The sequence below is a fragment of the Pelistega europaea genome, from assembly GCF_013133775.1.
Classification (GTDB): Bacteria; Pseudomonadota; Gammaproteobacteria; order Burkholderiales; family Burkholderiaceae_B; genus Taylorella; species Taylorella europaea.
This window is the reverse complement of sequence record NZ_JABGBO010000009.1, coordinates 67,961-92,009: the sequence shown is the minus strand read 5'-3', so window position 1 is coordinate 92,009 and position 24,049 is coordinate 67,961. Positions and strand designations below refer to the sequence as shown.

Here is a 24,049-nt window from a genome sequence, read left to right as displayed (position 1 = left end):
CTAAAAAACATGTAGTAAAGGAATGAAAATGACAGTATGGAATTTTTCTGCAGGGCCTTCTAAATTGCCTACAGAAGTATTGGAACAAGCGGCTGCAGAAATGATGGATTGGCATGGTAGTGGCATGTCGGTGATGGAAATGAGTCACCGTGGTGCAGAATTCACGCAAATCTGTGATGAGGCAGAAGAGGATTTGCGCCAGTTGCTTGGTGTACCAGACGACTATGCTGTGATGTTTATGCAAGGTGGTGCCACTGCTGAAAATGCAATTATTCCAATGAATTTGTTGCAGGTGCGTCCTGCAAATACTGCGGATTATGTGGTGACAGGCTCTTGGTCAGCCAAGTCATACAAAGAGGCGGCACGCTATGGTGAAGTGCGTTTAGCGGCAAGTAGCAATAGTGAAATAATACTCAATGGACAGTCTTATGGGGCTTATTGTTGGGTGCCTGAGTTTAGTCAATGGTCAGTGAATCCAGAGGCTTCCTATCTCCATATGTGTACAAATGAAACTATTGGGGGTGTAGAGATGTTTGCTTTGCCTGATATGCAAGAATTGGGTGCGGCTGATGTACCTATGGTGCTTGATATGTCTTCTCACTTTTTATCTCGTCCTTTTGATGTGACTAAAGCTGGCTTGATATATGCCGGAGCTCAGAAAAATGCAGGCCCAGCAGGTGTGACAGTGGTGATTGCGCGTCGTGATTTGTTGGGTAAGGCAATGGCGGTATGCCCATCGACTTTTGATTATGTTAATGTCGCTGAACAACGTTCTCGTTTTAACACTCCTCCCACTTATGGTATCTATATGTGTGGCCTGGTATTTAAGTGGTTGCTACGTCAAGGCGGTTTAACTGCTATGAAAGCTGCTAATGAAGCCAAGGCAGAATGTCTTTATGCAGCTTTAGATGCAAGTGATTTTTATACCAATAAAATTCATCCTGCTTTCCGTTCTCAAATGAATGTACCTTTTGTGCTAGCAGATGACAGCTTAAATGAGGCTTTTCTAGCAGGAGCCAAAGCACGTGGTTTGCTAGGACTCAAAGGTCATAAGTCTGTAGGTGGTATGCGTGCATCTATTTACAATGCCATGCCAATTGAGGGAGTAAAAGCATTAGTTGAATATTTAAAAGAGTTTGAGCGCGAGCACGGATAATTGCCATGGATAAAAAAGGTTTGAAATCACAGTTATTACCGCTACGTCAACGGATTGATGCCATTGATGAGCAGTTGTTATCGTTGCTAAATGAACGTGCACAAGTTGCCATTGAGGTGGGTGAGGTTAAACATGCTTTTGGAGAAGTGGATACAGTGCTTAAGCCAGAACGTGAAGCACAGATTATTCGCCGTTTACAAGCATTAAATGAACGCAAAACCTTTCCAGTAGATTCCGTGCGTGCTGTATGGGCAGAGATTATTTCAGCTTGTCGAGGTTTGGAAAAAGGGCTTGTTGTAGCTTATTTAGGACCAGAGGGATCGTTTTCTGAACAAGCGGCCTTGTCTTATTATGGCCATGCCATTCAGAAGTTGCCTTGTGCTTCATTTGATGAGGTATTTCGTGCAGTAGAGATTGGTCGTGCTAATGTGGGCATGGTACCTGTAGAGAATTCTACTGAAGGGGCTGTCAATCGCACACAGGACTTGTTGTTGACCAGTATTCTCAAAGTTCATGGTGAGTTGACCTTGCCTATTCGTCATTGTCTGTTGCATAAGACTGGCAATCTTGATAAGGTAACAAGACTATTGGGGCATCCACAAGCACTTGCCCAATGTTATCACTGGTTAAATTTACATTATCCAAACTTAGAGCGTGAACCAGCAGTGAGTAATTCTGAGGCTGCACGCATTGCTGCAGAAGATGAGACTTGTGTGGCAATTGCAGGTATGCAAGCTGCTATGATTTACAACTTGACTGTGGTGCATGAAGGCATTCAAGATGATGCAAATAATAAGACGCGTTTTCTTGCTATTGGTAAGATTGAGGCATTGCCAAGTGGTAAAGATCAAACTAGTCTGATTTTTGCTGTGCCTAATCGTGCTGGTGCTGTATACGATATGATTTCACCATTTGCTAAGCATGGTGTGTCGATGACTCGTTTTGAGTCTCGTCCAGCCCGTACCGGGCAATGGGAATACTATTTTTATGTGGATATTCTCGGACATCAATTTGATGATAATGTGGCAGCAGCATTAAATGAGTTAAAAGAGCGGTCAGCGTTTTTCAAGATTTTAGGTTCTTATCCAACAGAGTAAGTTGGACAATAACAGGTTATGTTTTTATCATGAATTTATGGAATAAAGCGGTTGATGATGCGTTTTATTTGAGTGTATCCAGCTTTATTTAGAGAGGTTCATGAGTAAGTCAATAAGGAGTCGCTGTGAAGACAGCAAGAATTAAAACCTTAGGTATTATTGGTGTGGGTCTTATTGGCGGCTCATTTGCTTTAAACTTAAAGCATTATGGACTGGTGGATTGTGTATTAGGGGCAGGGCGAGATACTAGTAGTATTGTCAAAGCGTTAGAGCTTGGAATTATTGACCGTATAGCATCCATTGATGAGATTGCCCAAAAAGCCGATGTTATTGTGGTGGCGACTCCGGTAAATGCCTTTGCTAAAGTATTGCAGCAGTTGATGCCTAAACTGTCTAAACAGGCAATTGTTAGTGATGTGGGCAGTACCAAGGCGAATGTCATCCAAGCTGCGCGTGAAGTGATGGGAAATCGTATTGGTCAATTTGTGCCAGCGCATCCTATTGCGGGTTCTCACGCTTCTGGACCCACTGCGGCATTTTTAGAATTATTCCAAGAGAAAAATGTAATTATCACACCACTAGTAGAGAATAAACCAGAGGATGTGGCCTTGATGACAGCATTATGGCAGGCTTGCGGTGCCCATGTGCAGCTACTTGCCGAGGCTAAAGACCATGATGATATTTTTGCTGGAGTAAGTCATTTTCCCCACTTTTTGGCTGCGTGCTACATGTCGTTTATGGAATCAGACCCCGTGCGTCGGCAAGCATTAAAGATGGGAGGAACTGGGTTCCGTGACTTTACGCGGATAGCGGCAGGTTCTCCTGAAATGTGGCGGGATATTTTTCTCAGTAATCGTGAGGCGATGCTACATCAGATGGATGAGTTTGAGAAAGAGCTGGTGCATTTTAAACACATGTTAGAGCTTGCAGATGGGGAGCAAATTTATGATTGGTTGGCTAAAGCAGCAGAAGCACGGCGCACATGGAAGACAGTTCAGAGTTGATTGCTAGGTCAATATTTGTTGATTGTATAATCTATTGACTATACGGAATTGTTGGCTGTCATGATAGTGTCGGATACACTGATGAATAGGTTGCTAGTAGGTAGTGCTGATAAGTCATGATAGTGTCGGATACACCGGTGAATAGGTTGCAGTAAAGTGCAGTTTTATATTAAATAAATTTTTGAAGATAGAGTGAGTGCTGATGAGTAATAAAACGGTAGAATTTTTAGATTTACCAAAATCAACGCTGGCACAAGGCGAAATGACGTTACCCGGATCCAAAAGTATTTCTAATAGGGTGTTGTTAATTGCTGCTTTGGCTCAAGGACGAACAAAGATTTCTGGGTTGCTGGATTCAGATGATACAAGGGTGATGTTATCAGCACTAAAAACATTAGGTGTATCACTGGAAAAGTTTGATGAACAAACTTATGCTGTGCAAGGCATTGATACACGGGCGGGTTTTCCTGTGAAAGAAGCAGATATTTTTCTTGGTAATGCAGGAACGGCTTTTCGCCCTTTAACAGCTGCTTTGTCAGTGATAGGGGGGGAATATTATCTGCATGGTGTGCCGCGTATGCACGAGCGTCCTATTGGGGATTTAGTAACATCGTTACGTTCATTTGGTTGTTCTATTGATTATGGCTTAAACGAGGGTTATCCCCCTTTGCAAATTCATAAATCTGTAATTGATGTCAAAGCTCCGATTGAGATTGAAGGGTCAGTGTCCAGCCAGTTTCTAACAGCTTTACTAATGGTGTCGCCGTTGATTGCCCAACGACAAGAACGTGAGGTAGTGATTCAGGTTAAGGGAGAATTGATTTCTAAACCTTATATTGCGATTACGTTAAATTTAATGGCTCGTTTTGGCGTGCAAGTGGCTCATGAAAATTGGTCGCGATTTGTCGTGCCTGCGGATGCATGTTATCAAGCTATTGATGAAATTCATGTAGAAGGAGATGCTTCTTCTGCCTCTTATTTCATGGCGTTGGGATTGCTTGGCGGAGGACCAATTCGTTTACAGGGTATCGGTAGATATAGTATTCAGGGGGATATTCAGTTTGCACAGGTCTTGGAGCATATGGGTGCGCAGATTGATATGGCAGATAACTATATAGATGTGAAGCGTGCTAATGGTGCTGTCACTGAATCAGAGCCTAGTGTGGCTTGTGCTGGTGCTTCCTATGGTGGCATAAAACCTTTGCGTGCCTTTGATATGGATTTTAATTTAATTCCTGATGCCGCAATGACAGCAGCTGTGCTGGCTTTATATGCAGATGGACCCTGCACCTTGCGCAATATTGCAAGTTGGCGTGTGAAAGAAACAGATCGTATTGATGCTATGCACAAGGAACTTGAAAAATTAGGGGCTATAGTGTCTTCAGGGCCGGATTGGTTGCGTGTAGAGCCTCCACAAAAGTGGCAAACAGCGAGCATTGATACCTATGATGACCATCGTATGGCAATGTGTTTTTCATTAGCAACATTTGGGCCTGTGGGTGTGCGTATTATGGATCCGAATTGTGTTGCAAAGACGTTCCCTACTTATTTTGATGTATACCGGCAACTAGTTAAGTAATATTGTTGAGGTTATACCTAAGAGGGCAGATGAGTGTTGCTGAAAACAAAATGGAGCTGGCTTGCACCTTTATGTGCTAAGTAACATTGGTTGATTTTTGTTAAAAGGGATATGGCAAATAGGGGATAGCATGAAATTAATAACTATTGATGGTCCGAGTGCATCGGGCAAGGGGACAGTCAGTCAATTAGTTGCCAAAGCACTAGGTTGGGAAGTGTTGGATTCTGGGGCCTTGTATCGTATCAGTGCTTATGCGGTACAACGTGATGGCATTGCACTCGAGGATGAACAAGCGGTTGCAGCAGTTGTATCACATCTGGCAATTCAATTTAAAGACGGAAAAGTATGGGTAGATGGTGCTGCTGTCGACGATATTTTACGTCAGGAATCCACAGGTAAATTAGCTTCTAAAATTGCGGCTTATCCTGCATTGCGTCAAGCCTTGTTTGAGCGACAACGTGCCTTTTTAACAGATGCTGGTTTGGTGGCGGATGGACGAGATATGGGAACAGTTATTTTTCCAGAAGCTCCTTTGAAAATTTTTCTTATTGCGGATGTACGTGAGCGTGCAAATCGTCGTTATAAGCAGCTTTTGGATAAAGGTCTTGATGCTGATTTTGAGGCGATTTTGGCGGATTTACAACGACGTGATGAGCAGGATATGAATCGTGCCGTTGCACCATTGAAACCAGCAGATGATGCTGTGTTAATTGATTCTAGTCATATGGGTATTCAGGAAGTGGTGGATAGTATCCTAAGGGAGTGGGAGAAAAAATCTCATTAATCTCCTAATCACTTGAATAAAAAGATTTTTTTATTTAAAATGCAAAATTCCCTTTGGTAGGGAATGGGTGCTTTTTGCGTTTTTGTTGAGTCAGTGCTTAGGCAAACCACAAAAGAATTGCTACCACAATGGCATTATTATGATGCTGTAGTTAGCTCTTTCAAGGGTTGTTTAAACTAGCATCTACATTGCGCAGAAGGTCTTTTGTTAACTCCGCTGATATTGGTTAACTTAACATGGTGTGAAGTGACCAAGTTGGTGTGTTTTTTGCAGCATATGCTGTTGGATATTTTTAATGTCAACTATCAATTTACAAGAAGCCTTAGGTGGCGAAAGCTTTGCAGACTTATTCTCTGCTAGTGTGAAAGATCAAGAAATGAAATCAGGTGAGGTGATTTCAGCCGAAGTGGTGCGTGTTGAGCATAACTTTGTTGTTGTAAACGCTGGTTTAAAATCAGAGTCTTACATTCCTCGCGAAGAATTCCTTAATGATCAAGGCGAAATCGAAGTACAAGCTGGTGACTTTGTTTCTGTAGCTATTGACTCATTAGAAAACGGTTACGGTGACACTATTCTTTCTCGTGATCGTGCTAAACGTTTATCTGCTTGGTTATCATTAGAAAAAGCCCTTGAGTCTGGTGAAATGATCACTGGTACTATCACTGGTAAGGTGAAAGGTGGTCTTACTGTTATGACTAATGGTATCCGTGCTTTCTTGCCAGGCTCTTTAGTTGATGTTCGTCCTGTTAAAGATACAACACCATACGAAGGCAAAACTATGGAATTCAAAGTTATTAAGCTTGATCGTAAGCGTAATAACGTTGTGTTGTCTCGCCGTTCTGTTCTTGAAGAGAACATGGGTGAAGAGCGTCAAAAACTTCTTGAAAGTCTACAAGAGGGTTCTGTGGTTACTGGTGTTGTTAAGAACATCACTGATTACGGTGCATTCGTAGATTTGGGCGGTATTGATGGTCTATTGCACATCACTGATATGGCATGGCGCCGTGTTCGTCACCCATCAGAGGTGTTGACTGTTGGTCAAGAGGTTGAAGCTAAAGTACTTAAGTTTGACCAAGACAAGAATCGTGTTTCATTAGGTATCAAACAACTTGGTGAAGATCCATGGGTAGGTTTAGCTCGTCGTTATCCTACAGGTACTCGTTTATTCGGTAAAGTAACTAACTTGACTGACTACGGTGCATTTGTTGAAGTTGAAACTGGTATCGAGGGTCTTGTTCACGTTTCTGAAATGGATTGGACTAATAAGAACGTTGACCCACGTAAAGTAGTAAGCCTAGGCGAAGAAGTTGAAGTTTCTGTATTGGAAATCGACGAAGAGCGTCGTCGTATCTCTTTGGGCATGAAACAAACTCGTGCTAACCCATGGGAAGAGTTTGCTAACAACTTCAAACGTGGTGACAAGATTAAAGGTGCAATCAAGTCTATCACTGACTTTGGTGTATTTATCGGTCTTGATGGTGGCATCGACGGTCTTGTTCACTTATCTGATCTTTCTTGGACAGAACCAGGTGAAGAAGTGGTTCGTAAGTACAAGAAAGGTGATGAAGTTGAAGCAGTTGTTCTTGCTATTGATACTGAAAAAGAGCGTATTTCTTTAGGTATCAAACAGCTTGAAGGTGACCCATTCAATAACTACGCTTCTGCTAATGACAAGGGTAGCATCGTATCTGGTGTGGTTAAATCTGTTGAGCCTAAAGGTGCTGTAGTAACATTAGATGTAGATGTCGAAGGTTACTTACGTGCTTCTGAAATCTCCAACGGTCGTGTAGAAGATGCTACTACAGTACTTAAAGAAGGTGACAAAGTTGAAGCGATGATTCTTAATATCGATCGCAAGGCACGTTCTATTCAATTATCTGTTAAAGCACGTGATAATGCTGAAACTGCAGATAAATTAGAAAGCCTTAACGATGCTGCTGCATCTTCAGGTACTACAAACTTGGGTGCTTTGTTAAAAGCGAAACTTGATCAAGCAAAAGACGACTAAGCTGATGACTAAATCAGAGTTAATCGAGGCTTTGGCGGCGAGCTATCCACAGCTCGCTGTCCGTGATATGGATTTAGCCGTTAAGACGATTCTTGATGCGATGACGGACTCTCTTGTTCAAGGTCAACGTATTGAAATTCGTGGTTTCGGTAGTTTTTCTTTATCACAACGAGCCCCCCGTGTTGGTCGTAATCCCAAAACTGGTGAGCAAGTTGAGGTTCCTGGTAAACGTGTGCCTCACTTTAAAGCTGGTAAGGAATTGCGCGAAAGAGTGGATCTTGTCTTCAAGACAGATAAGTAGATTGTTGTAAACAATTTACATAAAGGCTGATGCTCATGTTGGGTGTCAGCCTTTTTTCTGGTTCAAACTTGCACATAAGCTAAAAAAATAAAAATTTACAGTACTTACCCTAAAGTTGAATCGGTGAAAGTGCTATAATCTACCAGTTTATAAACTTTTTCTATTTTAAAATAGGCGGCGAAATTATGAGTATTGCTGAATATTTGCCCGTGCTCCTCTTTATTATTGTGGCAACTGGGTTAGGCTGTTTGCTATTGTCATTGGGTTCTATTCTTGGACCCCGCAAGCCCGATGGAGAGAAAAACTCTCCGTATGAGTGCGGTTTTGAAGCATTTGAAGATGCTCGTATGCGATTCGATGTGCGTTATTATTTGGTCGCAATTCTTTTTATTCTTTTTGATTTGGAATTGGCTTTCTTATTCCCTTGGGCGATTGCTAATAATCATGTGGGTATCGTAGGTTTTGGTACAGCGATTTTATTCCTCGTGATTTTGACTGCTGGCTTTATCTACGAGTGGAAAAAAGGCGCATTAGATTGGGATTAATCTTTTCAAAGAGCAGCAATTATGGAAGAACAATTAAACAATAAGGGTTTTCTCGTTACGAGCGCCGATGCGGTGATGAACTGGGTGAAGACTGGTTCTATGTGGCCGATGACATTTGGTCTCGCCTGTTGTGCCGTTGAAATGATGCACGCTGGCGCTGCACGTTATGACCTAGACCAATTTGGTATTATTTTCCGTCCTAGTCCCCGTCAATCAGATGTGATGATTGTTGCGGGGACTTTGTGCAATAAGATGGCACCTGCTTTACGCAAGGTTTATGATCAGATGGCTGAGCCACGTTGGGTGTTATCCATGGGGTCCTGTGCGAACGGGGGTGGTTATTATCACTACTCCTACTCAGTGGTTCGTGGCTGTGATCGTGTTGTCCCTGTAGACATCTATGTTCCAGGCTGTCCTCCGACTGCCGAAGCATTGGTCTATGGTTTATTGCAATTACAAAATAAAATCCGTCGTACTAATACTATCGCTCGTGAAGCATAGTGTTGGCAGGCTTACTTATACGGTATTACTATGACGCGTTTACAAACACTTGAAAAAACCTTACTAGAGCGCCTCGGTGACACGTTCCCTATGGTGGTCAAGCATGGTGAAATCACTTTAGAAATTCCCGCAGACCAATGGGTGAAAGTCTGTACTAATTTACGCGATGAACCATTGCTTGGTTTCGATATCGCTGTTGATTTGGCAGGTATTGATTACTCAACCTATGGGCTACCTGGTAAAGGTCCTGCAACTCCTTTCCCTGCACGTTTTGCTGCGGTAGTGCATCTTCTTTCTACTAAACATAACTGGCGCTTACGTGTGCGTGCTTTTGCTCCTGATGATGCGATGCCTATATTGCCTACATTGGTGAATGTGTGGCCTAGCTTGGGCTGGTTTGAGCGAGAAGCCTTTGATATGTTTGGTATCATCTTTGAGGGACACCCTGACTTGCGTCGTATTCTTACGGATTATGGCTTCATTGGTCACCCATTCCGTAAGGATTTCCCATTATCTGGTTATGTGGAAATGCGTTATGACGAACAAAGCCAACGTGTTGTTTATCAACCAGTAACTATCGAACCTCGTGAGATTACACCACGTGTAATTCGTGAAGAGGGTTACGGAGCAGGACGCTAAGATTATGTCAGATATTAAAAACTATACGCTTAACTTTGGTCCGCAACACCCTGCAGCGCATGGTGTGTTACGTTTGATTCTTGAACTTAATGGTGAGGTCATTCAGCGTGCTGATCCTCATATTGGTTTGCTTCACCGCGGTACAGAGAAGCTTGCTGAGCACAAGACTTTCCTACAAGCTTTACCTTACATGGATCGCCTAGACTATGTATCTATGCTTTGTAATGAGCATGCTTATGTGATGGCAATCGAACGCATGCTAGGCATCGAAGTGCCCTTGCGTGCTCAATATATCCGTGTGATGTTTGATGAGATTACTCGCATTTTGAATCACTTAATGAGTGTGGGTACCCACGCACTTGATGTGGGAGCAATGGCAGTGATGCTTTATGCATTCCGTGAGCGGGAAGACTTGATGGACTGTTATGAGGCGGTTTCAGGTGCACGTATGCATGCAGCTTACTACCGTCCTGGTGGTGTTTACCGTGATTTGCCTGATACGATGCCTAAGCACGAAATTGATTCTAAATATCGTAGCGTGCGTGAAATGAAGCGTCTTAATGCCAATCGCGAAGGCTCTCTGCTTGATTTTATCGAAGACTTCACCAAGCGTTTCCCCAAATGTGTTGATGAGTATGAGACTTTATTGACTGATAACCGTATCTGGAAACAACGCTTAGTTGGTATTGGAGTGGTTGAGCCAGAACGTGCCAAAGCACTTGGTTTCTCTGGTGTGATGCTTCGTGGTTCTGGTGTGGAGTGGGATTTACGTCGTAAACAGCCTTATGAGGTTTATGACCGACTAGAGTTTAATGTCCCTGTGGGTGTTAATGGTGACTGCTATGACCGTTATCTTGTGCGTATTGCTGAGATGCGTGAAAGTAATCGCATTATTGCTCAATGTGTTCATTGGCTCAAAAATAACCCTGGTCCTGTAATGACTGACAACCACAAGGTGGCTCCACCTAAACGTGCAGACATGAAAACAGGTATGGAAGACCTTATTCACCATTTCAAACTCTTTACCGAGGGGTATCCTGTACCAGCAGGCGAAGTGTACTCCGCTGTTGAGCATCCAAAAGGTGAGTTTGGTATTTATATGGTATCTGATGGAGCGAATAAGCCTTATCGTCTTAAGATTCGTGCTCCAGGCTTTGTCCACTTGCAATCACTTGACGAAATGTCTCGTGGTCATATGTTGGCGGATGCAGTGACCATTATTGGTACACAAGATATCGTATTTGGTGAAATTGACCGCTAGTTGATAGTGGAATTATTTGGAACAATAACTATGTTGCTTTCAGAACAGGCTTACAAATTGATTGATGTCGAGTTGGCGAAATATCCAGCCGATCAGCGCCAATCAGCTGTCATGTCAGCTTTGCGTATTGCGCAAACAGAAAAAGGCTGGGTGTCTCCTGAGATTATCGAAGACATTGCAAAGTATATTGGTATGCCAGCAATTGCAGTACAAGAAGTAGCGACCTTCTATAATATGTATGATTTACAACCTATGGGTCGCTTTAAGATTACGGTTTGTACGAATCTTCCCTGTGCATTGCGTGATGGCGAAAAGACAATGGAATACCTCCAAGAAAAATTGGGTATTGGTATCAACGAAACTACACCAGATGGTTTAATCACATTAAAAGAAGGTGAGTGTATGGGTGCTTGTGGTGATGCACCAGTGCTTCTTGTAAATAATCATCATATGTGTGTTCGTATGTCCAAAGAACGTATTGATGAAATGTTAGCGGATATTCGCAAAGAGGGGCAGGCATGAGTTTTTTAGATAAATACTCGCAAGGCTTGGTACCTAATCCCGGCAATGATTTAGCCACGAGCATGGCCTTACACGGTCGCCATATCAAGCCACAAATTTTGGCTGATTTAAATGGCGAAAACTGGCACATCGAAGACTATATCAAACGTGGTGGTTACGAGGCTATACGTAAAATTCTTACCACTGGTATGACCCAAGAACAAGTGATTGCAGAGGTTAAGGCTTCTGGTCTTCGCGGTCGTGGTGGTGCAGGCTTCCCAACTGGTTTGAAGTGGAGTTTTATGCCACGTTCTTTTCCTGGTCAAAAATATATCGTCTGTAATTCTGACGAGGGGGAACCAGGTACATTTAAAGATCGCGACATCTTACGTTTCAACCCGCATGCAGTTATTGAGGGTATGATTATTGCCGGTTATGCCATGGGTGTAAGTGCTGGTTATAACTATATTCACGGCGAAATTTTCGAGATTTATCGTCGTTTTGAAGAGGCTATTGCAGAAGCTCGTGCGGCTGGTTTTCTTGGTAACAATATCCTTGGTACCGATTTTAGCTTCCAACTTAACGCTCATCATGGTTATGGTGCTTATGTGTGCGGAGAGGAAACAGGTTTACTAGAGTCTCTCGAAGGTAAAAAAGGTCAGCCACGCTTTAAACCTCCATTCCCAGCAAGCTTTGGTTTATATGGCAAACCTACCACTATTAACAATACGGAAACTTTTGCTGCAGTGCCTTGGATTATCCGCAATGGTGGTCAGGCCTATGCTGAAGTAGGTATTCCCAATAATGGGGGTACCAAGCTGTTCTCTATCTCGGGTGATGTGGAACGTCCTGGTACCTATGAAATTCCATTAGGCACTCCGTTTTCTACTCTATTAGAGTTGGCGGGTGGTATGCGTGATGGTGTACCTCTTAAAGCAGTTATTCCCGGTGGTTCTAGTGCTCCAGTGATTCCGGGTAACATGATGATGGATTTGACGATGGACTATGACTCTATTTCTAAAGCAGGGTCTATGTTGGGTTCTGGAGCAGTGATTGTAATGAATGAAACTCGCTGTATGGTGAAATCATTGCTCCGTTTATCGTATTTCTACCACGAAGAAAGCTGTGGTCAATGTACTCCTTGTCGTGAGGGTACAGGTTGGTTGTATCGCGTAGTTAATCGTATCGAACATGGTCAAGGTCGTCCAGAAGATCTTGAAATGTTGGATAACGTTGCTGGTAATATCATGGGTCGTACAATTTGTGCCCTTGGTGATGCAGCGGCTATGCCTGTTCGTGGCTTCTTAAAACATTATCGTGATGAATTCGCTTACCACATTGAGAACAAGAAATGTGTGGTGGCTCCTTACAAATAGGTCAGAATAATGGTTGAATTAACTATCGATGGTAAAACAGTATCGGTTCCCGATGGTAGCATGGTTATGCATGCTGCCAACGAACTCGGTATCTATGTGCCACATTTCTGCTATCACAAAAAGCTTTCTATTGCAGCTAACTGCCGTATGTGTTTAGTAGAAGTTGAAAAGGCACCTAAAGCGCTACCTGCTTGTGCAACCCCTGTCACCAATGGCATGGTGGTTCATACAAACTCTGAAAAAGCCCAAGCTGCTCAGAAAGCAGTCATGGAATTCTTGTTGATTAACCACCCACTTGACTGTCCTATTTGTGACCAAGGGGGTGAGTGCCAACTACAAGACCTCTCTATGGGTTATGGTAAGACACACTCTCGTTTTGGTGAAGAAAAACGAGTGGTGATGCACAAATCTATGGGACCGTTGGTGTCAGCAGAGGAAATGTCTCGTTGTATCCAATGTACTCGCTGTGTTCGTTTTGGCCAAGAAATTGCCGGTCAGATGGAACTCGGTATGCTTAACCGTGGTGAGCATTCTCAGATTACCTCCTTTGTAGGACGTGCGGTTGAGTCGGAATTGTCTGGCAATATGATTGATATTTGTCCTGTTGGTGCGTTGACTTCTAAACCTTTCCGTTATTCTGCACGTACTTGGGAGCTAGCTCGTCGTCGTTCTGTGAGCCCACATGATAGCTTAGGTGCTAACTTGGTGGTTCAAGTTAAAGGCGACCGTGTGATGCGTGTGGTTCCGTTTGAAAACGAAGATGTCAATGAGTGCTGGATTAGTGATAAGGATCGCTGGTCTTATGAGGGGCTTAATTCAGAAGATCGCCTCACCGTGCCTATGGTTCGTGATGAAAATAACGTATGGCGTGAAGTAAGTTGGCAGGATGCACTTAAAGTGGTCGCAGACGCGTTTGAACAAATTGCTCGCATTGAAGGTCCTGAATATCTCGGTGCCCTAGCGACAGAGACTTCGACTTTAGAAGAGTTAGCACTATTAAAACGAGTAATGAGTGGTCTAGGTTCTAGCAATGTTGATGCACTCTTGCGTAATAATGACTCTAATTTTGCACGTGCTACTGAAGGTGCTCCTTGGTTGGGTATGTCTATCAGAGATTTAGATAGTGTTGATGGAGTGGTGGTGATTGGCTCTTACTTGCGTAAAGACCATCCATTAATGGCACAGCGTCTTCGCCAAGCAGCTAAGAAAGGTGCTCGTATCACGCTTATCGATAGCTATGGCGAGGATCCATTGTTCCCAGTAGCTGCTCGTTTGACTGTGGCACCATCTGAGTTAGCTAAGACTGTAGAAGCCGTAGCTAAAGCAGTTGCTGCTCAGAAATCAGGTGCAGAAGCTGATTTAAGTGATCCCGTTCAAGCATTAGCTGCCCAATTAGTTGGTGGTTCTAAACCTGCTGTATTCCTTGGTAACGCAGCTGTTGCAGCTCCTGATGCAAGCCAAATTGCAGCGAAAGCACAAGAGTTGGCAGATGCTTACGGTGCAACATTAGGTTTCTTAACTGCTGGAGCTAATACGGTAGGTGCTTACATCACTGGTGCGGTTGCTCAAGGTGATGGTTTGAGTGCAAAACAAATGATTGAAAATCAACTTAAAGCCTATTTAGTTTTACATGCAGAACCTAAGTTCGATATGGACAATGGTCTTGCGGCTGAGAAAACTTTATCGAATGCCTTTGGGGTAGCTTTAACAGCTTATAAATCAGCGGCTGCTGATTGGGCAAAAGTGATGTTACCGATTGCACCATTTACTGAGACCTCTGGTACTTTTGTTAATGCTGAAGGTCGTGCACAAAGCTTTAAAGGAGTAGTGGCAAGTAAGGGTCAATCACGTCCAGCCTGGAAAGTGCTGCGTGTATTAGGTAATATGCTACAGTTTGGAGGTTTTGAGCAAGAGTCTTCTGAACAGGTACGTGATGAAGTGATTGGTTCTGGCATAGCTCAATACCTCAATAACAAGGTCACTGTGTTAGGTCAAGAAGTACGTCGCACAACAGTTCCTACAGAGGGACTACAACGTGTGGCGGAAGTGGCAATTTACCGTACTGATGCAACAGTACGCCGTGCGGCAGCTTTACAAGCAACAGCAATTAGCCAAACACCTAAGGCACGTTTGAATGCAGTTACGTTGAGTAACCTTCAAATAGCAGATGGTGACAAGGTAAAAGTGAAGTCTGCGGTTGGTGAAGGTGAGTTTATTGTTCAATTAGACGATAACTTGGCTGACGATACTATCCGTTTGGCACAAGGATTTGATGCAACTGTGGCTTTAGGCAATGCCTATGCCCAATTAACTGTGGAGCGAATCTAACATGGATATTTGGTCTTGGTTCACAGATGGTATCGCGGCGCTGAATGCGTGGGGTACTGGGCTATTTGGTGAGACGCCATGGCTTATTATTTGGACGATTGTCCGTATTTTAGTGATTGCTTTACCCATCATTATCTGTGTGGCTTTTTTAACCTTATGGGAACGCCGCATGATTGGTTACATGCATATTCGTCGTGGTCCTAATCGCGTAGGTCCTGGCGGTGTTTTGCAACCATTTGCGGATGTGTTAAAGCTCCTCACTAAAGAGGTTATCGTCCCTACAAAATCTAACAAGATTCTCTACATTGTGGCACCAATTTTGACCTTGGTTCCAGCACTTGTAGCATGGGCGGTGATTCCTTTTGGTCCTGAAGCAGTGCTTGCCAATATTAACGCTGGTTTACTCTTTATCATGGCGGTGACTTCGCTAGGAGTGTATGGGGTGATTCTAGCAGGTTGGTCTTCTAACTCTAAGTATCCTTTTATTGCTGCGATGCGTGCATCTGCACAGATGATTTCTTATGAGTTAGCAATGGGCTTTGTGTTGCTAACTGTGTTGCTAGTTTCTGGTACGCTCAATATGAATGGTATCGTAGCAGGTCAAACACAAGGTTGGTTTGCAGATAAGGGCCTAACATTCTTATCGTGGAACTGGTTGCCACTACTTCCTCTTTTTGTTATCTATGTGATTTCGACAGTAGCTGAAACTAACCGCCACCCGTTTGATGTGGTAGAGGGTGAGTCTGAGATTGTGGCTGGTCACATGGTGGAATACTCTGGTATGGGCTTTGCGATGTTCTTCCTCGCAGAGTATGCCAATATGATTTTATTATCTGCAATGGCTTCTATTATGTTCTTGGGTGGTTGGTCTAGTCCTTTGGACTTTGCACCATTTACATTGATTCCAGGTTGGTTATGGCTTGGTATTAAGGCTTTTGTAGTGGTCTCTTTCTTTATTTGGTTCCGTGCATCATTCCCACGTTATCGTTATGACCAAATCATGCGTTTGGGTTGGAAGATTTTCATTCCGCTTACTGGTATTTGGTTAGTCGTTGTGGCGATTTGGATGCAAACACCACTCAATATTTGGACCCATAACTAGGAGTAGGTCAGATGAGTTTTAAAAATCACTTTGCAAGCCTATTCTTGAGTGAATTAATCAAGGGTATGGCTTTAACAGGTAAATATTTCTTTAAACCAAAGTTTACCTTGCGTTATCCCTATGAGAAAACGCCAATGTCGCCTCGTTTCCGCGGTTTGCATGCACAACGTCGTTATGCCAATGGTGAAGAGCGTTGTATTGCATGTAAACTATGTGAAGCAATTTGTCCTGCGATGGCGATTAGCATTGAGTCTGGTATACGTGAAGATGGCAGTCGTCGTACTACACGCTATGACATCGACTTAACCAAATGTATTTTCTGTGGTTTCTGTGAGGAAAGCTGTCCTGTGGATGCTATCGTAGAAACCCATATCCATGAATATCATGGAGAAAAACGAGGGGATTTATATTTCACCAAAGATATGCTGTTGGCGGTTGGTGATAAGTATGAACCCGAAATTGCTGCGCGTCGTCAAGCTGATGCGCCTTATCGATAGGCAGGTGCGTAAAATGATGTTTTCAAGCATTTTATTTTATATTTTAGCCGCTGTGCTACTCTACTCCGGGGTACGTGTGGTATTGGCTCGTCACCCGGTAGTGGCTGTATTGCATCTTATTTTGGGATTCTTTACTGCTGCTATGTTGTGGATTCTTATCGGAGCAGAGTTCTTGGGACTCTTGCTGGTAGTAGTCTACGTAGGAGCGGTGATGGTATTGTTCCTTTTCGTTGTAATGATGATTGATGTAGTTCCTGAATCATTACGACATGGGTTCCGCACTTTCTTGCCTCTTGGTTTGGTCGTTGGTGGCGTAATGGTCGCTGAAATTGCTTTTGTGCTTGGTGCCGCTTATATGGATACCCCAGCACCAGCACAGCTTGAAGGTTATAACAACACCTTAGCATTGGGTATTGCGATGTATACCGAATATTCCTTTGCTATTCAAATTGGTGCTTTCATCTTGCTAGTTGGTATGATTTCTGCGATTGCCTTGACTTTACGTGAACGTAAAAACCGTAAATATGTCTTGGTTAGCGATCAGCTTTATGTCAATGCCAAAGAGCGTGTTCGCTTGGTAAATCTTAAATCAGAAGTCGAAACTCCTGAACAAGAGGGAGGTGAGCAATAATGGAACTTACTTTAGCGCATTACCTTATTCTTGGGGCAATCTTATTTGCTCTAGGGGTGTTTGGTATCTTCTTTAACCGTCGCAATATTATCAGCTTGTTGATGTCGATTGAGTTGATGTTATTAGCGGTGAACATGAACTTTGTAGCTTTCTCTGTGTGGCATCCAGATGCAAATGGCATGCCTGATGCTGCAGGGCAAATCTTCGTATTCTTCATTCTTACTGTAGCAGCAGCTGAAGCAGCTATTGGTCTTGCCATTCTTGTCTTGCTATTCCGTAAGATTCATTCTATTAATGTTGACGACGTTGCGCGTCTCAAAGGCTAAGGGGAAAAACAATGACAACATTTTCTCCCGTTCTCTTGGCGTGTATCGCATTGGCTCCATTGTTGGGTGCGATTTTAGCAGGTCTATTTGGTACGGGCTTCTTGGGTAATTTTGTGAGCCGTCGAGGGGCTCATATGGTAACGATTGCTCTGGTAGCTTTCTCTGCCTTAGCCTCTATTTACGTCTTATATAACGTTATCGTAAATGATGCTTATTTTAATGGCACGCTTTATACTTGGAGCATGATTGGTGATATTCACCTTGATGTGGGTTTCCTAATTGACCCACTCAGTGCCTTGATGATGGTTGTAGTGACTTCAGTATCCTTGATGGTTCATATCTACACTATCGGTTACATGGTGGATGATCCTGGCTATGCCCGTTTCTTTGCTTACATCTCATTATTTACTTTCTCAATGTTGATGTTGGTGATGGGCAATAATATGCTCTTACTCTTTTTTGGTTGGGAAGCCGTAGGTTTGGTTTCTTACCTATTGATTGGATTCTGGTATACCAAAGATACAGCGATTTTCGCCAATATGAAAGCATTCCTAGTTAACCGTGTAGGTGACTTTGGTTTTATTCTTGGTATTGGTTTAGTGTTTGCTTTCTCTGGCAGCATGAACTATGTAGATATTTTTCCTAAAGCTGAGGAACTTAATCAAGTGACTGTGCTTGGTGATTGGCATATGCTGACCTTGGCATGTATCTGTCTGTTCATCGGTGCAATGGGTAAATCAGCACAAGTGCCTTTACATGCATGGTTACCTGATTCTATGGAAGGTCCTACACCAATTTCTGCATTGATTCACGCGGCGACCATGGTGACTGCTGGTATCTTTATGGTATCTCGCTTCTCGCCATTGTATGAGTTAGCCCCTAGTGCATCATCATTAATTATCATCGTGGGTGCTATTGGTGCACTGTTCCTAGGTATCTTAGGTCTTATCCAAAACGATATTAAACGTGTAGTTGCATACTCTACTCTTTCACAGCTTGGCTATATGACTGTGGCTTTAGGTGCTTCTGCTTATTCAGTAGCGGTATTCCACTTGATGACACATGCTTTCTTTAAAGCCTTATTGTTCTTGGGAGCAGGTTCAGTTATTATCGGTATGCACCATGACCAAGATATTCGTAATATGGGTGGTTTACGCAAATATATGCCAATTACATGGATTACTTTCTTAATTGGTACTTTATCACTTGTCGGTACACCATTCTTCTCAGGCTTCTATTCCAAAGAGCATATTATTGAGGCAGCTCACTATGCGAATGTTTGGGGTGCTGGTTTTGCATACTATGCAACTCTAATCGGCGTATTTGTGACTTCATTGTATTCTTTCCGTGTGTACTTTGTAGTATTCCATGGAAAAGAGCGTTTTGATACCTCAAATCATGGACACGATGCCCATGGACATGATGATCATGGACACCATGGTGGTACACCTCATGAATCACCCTGGGTAGTGACTTTACCACTTATTGTGTTAGCGATTCCTTCTGTAGTCATAGGGGCTTGGGCAGTAGATAGCTTGTTATTCGGTGGTTACTTTGCTAATACCATCTTTATTGATGTTCACCAACATCCTGCGATGGAGCATTTGGCTGAAGAATTCCACGGTTGGGTGGCTTATGGTATTCATGCCTTTACTTCCGTGCCTTTCTGGCTTATGGTAGCTGGTTTGGTGGTGGCTTGGTATGGTTATGTGGTGAACCCATCATTACCACCTAAGATTTATAAAGCACTCTCTAGCATTAACCGTATCCTTGAAAACAAATACTATGTGGACTGGATCTACGAAAATGTATTCGCACGTGGTGCTCGTGCCCTAGGTAAGTTCTTCTGGAACATCGGGGATAAAGGCATTATTGAGGGTATCTTTATTGGTGGTTCAACTCGCTTGGTTGGTTTGGTAGCTGCGGTAAGCCGTGTGCTTCAATCTGGTCATATCTATCATTATGCTTTTGCCATGATTGCGGGTTTGATCGTATTAATTTCTTTCTTTGTATTCTTTGTATTAGGTTAAGGGCGGCGAAATGAATTCAACTTTTCCATGGCTTTCCTTATCGATTTTTGTACCGATTATCGCTGGTATTCTGGTATTGATTTTCGGCCGTGATGAACGTGCTGACTATACCCGTAAGATGGCGTTGGTTGGGGCGATAGTGAGCTTTCTAGTGACTTTACCAGTCCTTTTCGGTTTTGACTCTACCACTGCAGATATGCAGTTTGTAGAGAATGTACCTTGGATTGATGCGTTTAACGTCGCCTACCACCTTGGTGTGGATGGTATTAGCTTATGGTTTGTCATTCTTACTGCTTTTATTACGGTTATCGTGGTATTAGCGGGTTGGGAAGTGATTAAAAACCGTGTAGCGCAGTATATGGCAGCATTCCTTATTTTATCGGGTTTGATGATTGGAGTGTTCGTTGCTCTTGACGGTTTGTTGTTCTACGTGTTCTTTGAAGCGACACTTATCCCTATGTACATCATTATCGGTGTATGGGGCGGACCAAATCGCGTATATGCTGCATTTAAGTTCTTCCTCTACACTTTGTTAGGCTCCTTATTAACCCTGATTGCCTTTATCTATTTGTACACTCAAACAGGTACGTTTGATATTGCAACATGGCATGAAGTGCCACTTGGCATGACAGCGCAATTACTAGTGTTCTTTGCCTTGTTTGCAGCGTTTGCTGTTAAAGTTCCAATGTGGCCAGTGCATACATGGTTGCCTGATGCACACGTGGAGGCACCTACTGGTGGTTCTATCGTGTTGGCAGCGATTATGTTGAAATTAGGGGCATATGGTTTCTTACGTTTCTCTTTACCTATCACCCCTGATGCAGCACATAGTATGGCTGGTTTAATGATTGCGTTGTCATTAATTGCCGTTATTTACATTGGGTTGGTGGCTATTGTTCAAGACGATATGAAGAAACTGGTGGCATATTCTTCAGTAGCTCATATGGGTTTTGTGACTCTTGGCTTCTTTATGTTTAGTACTGCAGGGGTTGAGGGTGCGGTTATCCAAATGATTTCTCACGGTTTTGTTTCTGGTGCGATGTTCATGTGTATCGGTGTTCTTTATGACCGCCTACATACTCGTCGTATCGCTGACTATGGTGGTGTAATCAATGTGATGCCTAAATTTGCCACTTACTTTGTGTTGTTCTCTATGGCAAACAGTGGTTTACCTGCAACGAGTGGTTTCGTGGGTGAGTTCTACGTGATTTTAGGCTCTGTAGATTACAACTTCTGGATTGGTTTATTGGCAGCAACAGCCTTGATTCTTGGTGCCTCTTACTCACTTTGGATGACTAAACGTGTGATTTACGGCAAAATTACCAACCCAGAGGTCGAACATATGACCGATATTAATAAACGTGAATTTTTAATTTTAGGTTTATTAGCTATCTTTACGCTATTTATGGGTCTCTATCCGCAAGCCTTTACTGATATGATTCACGTATCTGTACAAAACTTGCTTGAGCAAGCGGCTCAATCTAAACTGTAAGGTCGGGACAAAATGGATAATCAATTTAATATCGCACTCGCTTTACCGGAAGTTGTTCTTTGTGCTTTGGCAACCGGTATTTTGCTTATTGAGGCATTTATTAAGTCCAAAGACAGTGCAGTAAGCTATGTGTTGTCGTTATTGTCTTTGGTTTTTGTGACTGTACTTACTTTGGTTCAATGGAACTCAGGTGTAGTTGGCACAACTTTCTACGGACAATTTACGGCAGATCCTTTAGCCTATTTGCTTAAAATCTTCTCTTACCTAGCTGCACTAGTGACTTTCATCTATAGTCGTCAATACTTGATTGATCGTCACATGGTTAAAGGGGGGGAGTACTACGTATTAAGCCTATTTGTTCTATTAGGTCAAATGGTAATGATTTCTGCTAGTAGCATGTTGATGATTTACCTTGGCTTAGAGTTAATGTCATTAGCGTTATATGCCTTGGTGGCTGTTCGACGAGACCATCTTGGTAGTATTGAATCTGCGATGAAATACTATATCTTGGGTTCATTGGCTTCTGGTTTCATGCTTTATGGTATTTCTATGGTATATGGAGCGACAGGGGCATTGAATCTTTCAGATGTAGCACAAGTACTCGCTCAAGGCCAGGTTGATCAAATGGCATTCATTCTTGGTATCGTTTTTGTGGTAGCAGGTATTGCCTTTAAACTTGGTGCAGTACCATTCCATATGTGGATTCCTGATGTATATCAAGGTGCTCCCACAGCTGTAACATTGACTATTGCTTCTGGTCCTAAATTAGCAGCATTTGCGATGGCCCTGCGCCTATTAGTTGAGGCTATGAGCTCAATGTCACTTAGCTGGCAACCGATGTTAGTTGTATTGGCGGTGTTATCATTGGCTATCGGTAACTTGACCGCGATTATGCAAACTAACTTTAAACGTATGTTGGCATACTCTACTATTTCCCATGTAGGTTTTGTACTGCTAGGTCTATTATCTGGTATCGCTGATGGTCAGTTAGCGACAGGTGCTTATGGGGCAGCGTTGTTCTATATGGTTACCTACGTATTAACAACATTGGTGGCTTTTGGTGTGATTTTAATCCTTAGTCGAGCAGGCTTTGAAAGCGAGGAAATCAGCGATTTAGCTGGATTGAACCGTCGTAACCCCTTGCTTGCCTTTGCGATTTTAATTTTGATGTTCTCATTGGCAGGTATTCCTCCAATGGTGGGCTTCTATGCTAAATTAGTGGTATTACAAGCAGCACTTGCGGCAGGTCATGTAACTTTGACCATCGTAGCTGTATTGTTCTCGCTTATCGGTGCATTCTATTACCTCCGTGTCGTGAAAACTATGTACTTTGATGAGCCAGCAACAAATGCCCCAGAAATCGGTAAGCAACTTAGCTTCCGTAGTGGAGTACTCTCTATCAACGGTTTGTTAATCCTTGTACTAGGTATCTTACCAGGGGGCTTGTTAACACTGTGCGTACAAGTGATCGATGCATCACTTAAGTTTCCGTTTTAATTTTTAGCGTTGTATTATGTATCCTGAATCATCCGTTTGGTTAATTATTGTCTTGGCGATTATTTGTGCTAATGTACCGTTTTTAACCGAGCGGATGTTCGCTTTTGTGCCTGTACGCATGAAAGGGGAGCCAGAGAAGTTTGCTGGCTTTTATCTTATTCGTGCCTTTGTTTTTTATGGCGTGATGGGGTGTGCTTTTTACCTAACGACTGAGGTTGTACTACCGATGAGTGCCAAGCTGTTTGGATTGGTATTGTTTATCGTGTTATTCGCTATGCCTGGGTTTTTATATAGTCGTTATGTGGCGGTGAAGCCTGTCTGGGCTCGTATGGTAGAGCTATTGTTATTAGTGTGCTTTATTGCAGCAGTAGGATTTTTTATTGAGTCCTACTACGCTAATCGTTTTACACAGAGTTGGCAGTTTTACGCTATTGGTATTTGCTTGTTTGTGTTGCTTGCCTTCCCTGGGTTTGTATGGCGACATTTAATGCGTCATCCAGGATTAGGGCAAGGGCATATGGAGTAGGTCCTCTATATTACTTGATGAGATATAACACCCTTTGGAGTGTTATAGATAAAAAGTTATTTAGGGCCATGCAGTTCGTTATGAATCTTCATCGCTTTAGCTTGCATATCTTTGAGTTTTTGTAGATTGAGATTGATAGGAGCTGCTTTCATCACAGCTTGCATAACCTGTGCAGTCGCTACTGCATCAGCCACAGCATGGTGACGGTTCATGTTTTGGATGTGAAATAGCTTCATCCAGAAGTCTAGATTGCGGTGCTGACGTGCTTTCTCTGGAAAAAACAAAGGGGCAATAAAAGCAACGTCCAACCATATGTGGTGTTTGAGGCTGATGCCTAGATACTTTTTAAACGCTTTATCCAACATGGGTTGGTCAAAACCCACATAAAAGGCGAGTAATGGTCGTTTCCCCATATATTCTAAAAAACGCATCAGTGCTTCGGCAGGTTCAACCCCATTTAGTTGTTGTTCTTGGCTAATGTGGTGGATGAGGATGTTTTGCTTAGAGCTGATTTGCTCTTGACGCAATATGATGTCAAAGGCATTGGCTAGAGGGATTTTGGCATTTTTAAGCAGACAGGCTCCAATAGCAATGAGGTTATCTTTACGCAGGCTAAAGCCACTAGTCTCCACATCAACAACAATAAATTCGCTCTCTGCAAAAGTTCGAGTGAGGTCTGGAGGAGGCAGGGCCTCCCATGCCTTTAGACGCTGCTCTATCTCTGGGCTTAATGCTGGTGTAGAAGCAAATAGTCGCTTCACAGCTTTTAATATCTGCATTGGTTACTCCTTTTTCTCCCTTTCGCTCAAAGTGTATTCTCCTGTAGCTTGGGTTGAGTATCTACTATTTCACTTTCACTGTAGCCAAT

General features: G+C 42.9%; 23 protein-coding genes. 22 read left to right on the top strand and 1 reads right to left on the bottom strand.

Going from position 1 to position 24,049, the window contains the following annotated elements:
* Positions 1 to 28: 28 nt before the first annotated feature.
* From serC to HKX40_RS08690, 22 genes are all read left to right on the top strand, one after another.
* Entirely contained in the window at positions 29 to 1,156 is a 1,128-nt protein-coding gene (serC, locus tag HKX40_RS08795; RefSeq protein WP_171589201.1) for a 3-phosphoserine/phosphohydroxythreonine transaminase, read from the top strand.
* A gap of 5 nt (positions 1,157 to 1,161) precedes the next feature.
* Positions 1,162 to 2,253 carry a prephenate dehydratase gene (gene pheA, locus HKX40_RS08790; protein WP_171589200.1) on the top strand — a complete coding sequence of 364 codons (1,092 nt, stop codon included), beginning with the start codon at positions 1,162 to 1,164 and terminating at the stop codon, positions 2,251 to 2,253.
* Positions 2,254 to 2,378: 125 nt separating this feature from the next.
* Positions 2,379 to 3,257: a prephenate dehydrogenase/arogenate dehydrogenase family protein gene (locus tag HKX40_RS08785; protein ID WP_171589199.1), complete on the top strand. Its 879-nt coding sequence runs from the start codon at positions 2,379 to 2,381 to the stop codon at positions 3,255 to 3,257.
* A 202-nt stretch (positions 3,258 to 3,459) separates the two neighbouring features.
* A complete protein-coding gene (aroA, locus tag HKX40_RS08780; protein WP_171589198.1) occupies positions 3,460 to 4,836 on the top strand; it encodes a 3-phosphoshikimate 1-carboxyvinyltransferase in 1,377 nt (458 codons plus the stop codon).
* 130 nt (positions 4,837 to 4,966) lie between these two features.
* On the top strand, positions 4,967 to 5,620 hold the full coding sequence (gene cmk, locus HKX40_RS08775) for a (d)CMP kinase (protein WP_171589197.1): 654 nt from the start codon (positions 4,967 to 4,969) through the stop codon (positions 5,618 to 5,620).
* Positions 5,621 to 5,915: 295 nt separating this feature from the next.
* Positions 5,916 to 7,628 carry a 30S ribosomal protein S1 gene (rpsA, locus tag HKX40_RS08770; protein ID WP_171589196.1) on the top strand — a complete coding sequence of 571 codons (1,713 nt, stop codon included), beginning with the start codon at positions 5,916 to 5,918 and terminating at the stop codon, positions 7,626 to 7,628.
* Between the two features lie 4 nt (positions 7,629 to 7,632).
* The gene (locus HKX40_RS08765) at positions 7,633 to 7,929 is read left to right on the top strand and encodes an integration host factor subunit beta (protein WP_171589195.1); all 297 of its coding nucleotides are present in this window, start codon (positions 7,633 to 7,635) and stop codon (positions 7,927 to 7,929) included.
* Between the two features lie 185 nt (positions 7,930 to 8,114).
* Entirely contained in the window at positions 8,115 to 8,474 is a 360-nt protein-coding gene (locus HKX40_RS08760; protein WP_171589194.1) for an NADH-quinone oxidoreductase subunit A, read from the top strand.
* Between the two features lie 21 nt (positions 8,475 to 8,495).
* Positions 8,496 to 8,975 carry a NuoB/complex I 20 kDa subunit family protein gene (locus HKX40_RS08755; protein ID WP_171589193.1) on the top strand — a complete coding sequence of 160 codons (480 nt, stop codon included), beginning with the start codon at positions 8,496 to 8,498 and terminating at the stop codon, positions 8,973 to 8,975.
* Between the two features lie 30 nt (positions 8,976 to 9,005).
* Positions 9,006 to 9,614: an NADH-quinone oxidoreductase subunit C gene (locus HKX40_RS08750; protein ID WP_171589192.1), complete on the top strand. Its 609-nt coding sequence runs from the start codon at positions 9,006 to 9,008 to the stop codon at positions 9,612 to 9,614.
* Between the two features lie 4 nt (positions 9,615 to 9,618).
* A complete protein-coding gene (locus HKX40_RS08745; protein WP_171589191.1) occupies positions 9,619 to 10,875 on the top strand; it encodes an NADH-quinone oxidoreductase subunit D in 1,257 nt (418 codons plus the stop codon).
* A 30-nt stretch (positions 10,876 to 10,905) separates the two neighbouring features.
* On the top strand, positions 10,906 to 11,397 hold the full coding sequence (nuoE, locus tag HKX40_RS08740; protein WP_171589190.1) for an NADH-quinone oxidoreductase subunit NuoE: 492 nt from the start codon (positions 10,906 to 10,908) through the stop codon (positions 11,395 to 11,397).
* On the top strand, positions 11,394 to 12,752 hold the full coding sequence (nuoF, locus tag HKX40_RS08735; RefSeq protein ID WP_171589189.1) for an NADH-quinone oxidoreductase subunit NuoF: 1,359 nt from the start codon (positions 11,394 to 11,396) through the stop codon (positions 12,750 to 12,752). Before nuoE ends, nuoF begins: the two co-directional genes overlap by 4 nt.
* 9 nt (positions 12,753 to 12,761) lie before the next feature.
* The gene (gene nuoG, locus HKX40_RS08730; RefSeq protein ID WP_171589188.1) at positions 12,762 to 15,080 is read left to right on the top strand and encodes an NADH-quinone oxidoreductase subunit NuoG; all 2,319 of its coding nucleotides are present in this window, start codon (positions 12,762 to 12,764) and stop codon (positions 15,078 to 15,080) included.
* 1 nt (position 15,081) lies between these two features.
* Positions 15,082 to 16,182 (top strand): NADH-quinone oxidoreductase subunit NuoH, encoded by a 1,101-nt coding sequence (nuoH, locus tag HKX40_RS08725; protein WP_171589187.1) that lies wholly within the window; start codon positions 15,082 to 15,084, stop codon positions 16,180 to 16,182.
* A gap of 11 nt (positions 16,183 to 16,193) precedes the next feature.
* The gene (gene nuoI / locus HKX40_RS08720) at positions 16,194 to 16,679 is read left to right on the top strand and encodes an NADH-quinone oxidoreductase subunit NuoI (protein ID WP_171589186.1); all 486 of its coding nucleotides are present in this window, start codon (positions 16,194 to 16,196) and stop codon (positions 16,677 to 16,679) included.
* 13 nt (positions 16,680 to 16,692) lie between these two features.
* The gene (locus HKX40_RS08715; RefSeq protein WP_171589185.1) at positions 16,693 to 17,310 is read left to right on the top strand and encodes an NADH-quinone oxidoreductase subunit J; all 618 of its coding nucleotides are present in this window, start codon (positions 16,693 to 16,695) and stop codon (positions 17,308 to 17,310) included.
* On the top strand, positions 17,310 to 17,636 hold the full coding sequence (gene nuoK, locus HKX40_RS08710; RefSeq protein ID WP_171589184.1) for an NADH-quinone oxidoreductase subunit NuoK: 327 nt from the start codon (positions 17,310 to 17,312) through the stop codon (positions 17,634 to 17,636). The genes HKX40_RS08715 and nuoK overlap by 1 nt, the downstream gene beginning before the upstream one ends.
* An 11-nt stretch (positions 17,637 to 17,647) precedes the next feature.
* Positions 17,648 to 19,666, top strand: coding sequence for an NADH-quinone oxidoreductase subunit L (gene nuoL / locus HKX40_RS08705; RefSeq protein WP_171589183.1), 2,019 nt, complete (start codon positions 17,648 to 17,650; stop codon positions 19,664 to 19,666).
* A 10-nt stretch (positions 19,667 to 19,676) separates the two neighbouring features.
* The gene (locus HKX40_RS08700; protein WP_171589182.1) at positions 19,677 to 21,158 is read left to right on the top strand and encodes an NADH-quinone oxidoreductase subunit M; all 1,482 of its coding nucleotides are present in this window, start codon (positions 19,677 to 19,679) and stop codon (positions 21,156 to 21,158) included.
* Between the two features lie 12 nt (positions 21,159 to 21,170).
* Positions 21,171 to 22,655, top strand: a complete 1,485-nt coding sequence (gene nuoN, locus HKX40_RS08695; protein ID WP_171589181.1) for an NADH-quinone oxidoreductase subunit NuoN — start codon at positions 21,171 to 21,173, stop codon at positions 22,653 to 22,655.
* A 16-nt stretch (positions 22,656 to 22,671) separates the two neighbouring features.
* Positions 22,672 to 23,181: a DUF2818 family protein gene (locus HKX40_RS08690; protein ID WP_171589180.1), complete on the top strand. Its 510-nt coding sequence runs from the start codon at positions 22,672 to 22,674 to the stop codon at positions 23,179 to 23,181.
* Positions 23,182 to 23,237: 56 nt separating this feature from the next.
* Here the strand turns inward: HKX40_RS08690 and HKX40_RS08685 are convergent, their stop codons facing one another.
* Entirely contained in the window at positions 23,238 to 23,960 is a 723-nt protein-coding gene (locus HKX40_RS08685; protein WP_171589179.1) for a 3'-5' exonuclease, read from the bottom strand.
* Between the last annotated feature and the right edge of the window lie 89 nt (positions 23,961 to 24,049).